The organism is Mesorhizobium sp. M7A.F.Ca.CA.002.05.1.1, assembly GCF_003998335.1.
Lineage (GTDB): Bacteria > Pseudomonadota > Alphaproteobacteria > Rhizobiales > Rhizobiaceae > Mesorhizobium.
The window spans coordinates 1-1,627 of the sequence record NZ_RZQI01001133.1 but is presented as its reverse complement, the minus strand read 5'-3'; the positions used below and the strand labels follow the sequence as shown (position 1 = coordinate 1,627).

The 1,627-nt window shown below is 60.7% G+C and carries 3 protein-coding genes; 1 reads left to right on the top strand and 2 read right to left on the bottom strand.

Annotated elements, in window-relative coordinates; all coding sequences use genetic code 11:
* A partial coding sequence (locus tag EN939_RS33330) for an adenylyltransferase/cytidyltransferase family protein (RefSeq protein ID WP_164751476.1) occupies positions 1–218 on the bottom strand: 218 nt, incomplete at its 3' end.
* A 301-nt stretch (positions 219–519) separates the two neighbouring features.
* On the opposite strand from EN939_RS33330, the gene EN939_RS33325 reads away from it, so the two are divergent.
* Entirely contained in the window at positions 520–672 is a 153-nt protein-coding gene (locus EN939_RS33325; protein WP_081714296.1) for a hypothetical protein, read from the top strand.
* A 69-nt stretch (positions 673–741) separates the two neighbouring features.
* Here EN939_RS33325 and EN939_RS33320 read toward each other — a convergent pair.
* The coding region (locus EN939_RS33320) for a DNA gyrase C-terminal beta-propeller domain-containing protein (RefSeq protein ID WP_272483129.1) at positions 742–1,627 on the bottom strand (886 nt) is incomplete at its 5' end.

Below are 1,627 nucleotides of genomic sequence, written 5' to 3'. Positions count from 1 at the left end.
ACCTTGATGCGGGCACCGTCGCTGCCGAATTCCGTCTTCGTCGCCGTCTCGATCAGCTTCACCCGCTCCTCGAAGGAAAACAGCGGTTGCTTGCCCGGATGGATGCCGATCGCCGCATAAACGATATCCGCCACGGCCAGCGAGGCCTTCAGCACATCGAGATGGCCGTTGGTCAGCGGGTCGAAGGAGCCGGCATAGAGGGCGATGCGTTCAGTCATGGCAGGTGCTTCTAATGCATGATCCCAAAAAGTGGAAACCGGTTTTTGGAAAAGATCATGCTCAAATGAAAGCTAGAGCCCGTTCCGTCTTCCGTCCATCAACAAGATGGAACAGGCTCTAGCGAGCCTCTCTCGCAAAGGCAAATCCGATCGGCGCGCCGGCCGTGAACCTTTTCCGGCACATGAACGACAGATGAACACGCTGATCACGAAGCCTTCACGCAGCGTTCACTAGGTTGCACCTTAATAAGATGAAACCAAAATCCCATCTATCCGTTGTTAGGCGCAGGAGAACACGCACATGCTGATCTACATGCTCGCCACCGCAATGACCGTCGCCATGCTGATCGCCACCGTATTTGGGCTGCATCAGGAGGCGCAACGCATCCGCGTCAAGGCAAACACCAAGCGCTTCGAAGGCTTCGGCCCGCGCAAGCCATATCGTCACTACTGATAAAGCCTGAACTTGCTGCCGCGCCGGCCACCTGGCCGGCGTTGCTATGTCAAAACCCGGGTGCCGGACTTAGTCCGCACCGTCCGGACCGGCGTCAGGCGCCGGAGCGGCATCAGCACCGCCCTCGACCGTCTCATCGCTTTCTTCGTCCGCTTGCGGTTCCGAGATCCGCTCGACCGAAACCACCTTTTCGCCTTCAGCCGTGTTGAAGATGGTCACGCCCTTGGTGGCGCGGCTGGCGAAACGGATGCCGTTGACCGGAACCCGGATGACGGTGCCGCCGTCCGACACCAGCATGATCTGGTCGTCATTGCCGACCGGGAACGTCGCCACCAGCCTGCCAATCTCGGCTGCCTTCGACACATCGGTGGCGCGGATGCCTTTGCCGCCGCGTCCGGTCAGCCGGAAATCATAGGATGACGAACGCTTGCCGTAGCCGAACTCGGTGACCGTCAGCACGTACTGTTCGTGCGCCTTGAGCTCTTCGTATCGGTTGTCGGAAAGCTCCGTCTCCTCGCCGATCTCCTCATTGGTCAGCGCGATCTCTTCCTCTTCGCCGGTCGTTTCCGTGGCAAGCCGCCGCTCCGCCGCCGCGCGCTTCAGGTAAGCGGCGCGTTCCGCTGGCGAAGCATCGACATGCTCTATCACCGACATCGAGATGATGCGGTCGGTCTCGGCCATGGTTATGCCGCGCACACCGACCGAATTGCGGCTCTGGAAGACGCGCACGTCGCCGACGGAGAAGCGTATGCACTGGCCGGAACTGGCGGTCAGCAGCACGTCGTCCTTGTCGGTGCAGGTCTCGACGCCGAGGATCTCGTCGCCTTCTTCCTCCAGCTTCATGGCGATCTTGCCGTTGCGGTTGACCTGGACGAAGTCGGATAGATCGTTGCGGCGCACGGTGCCGCGCGTGGTGGCGAACATCACGTAAAGTTCGCCCCAGCTGGCCTCGTCC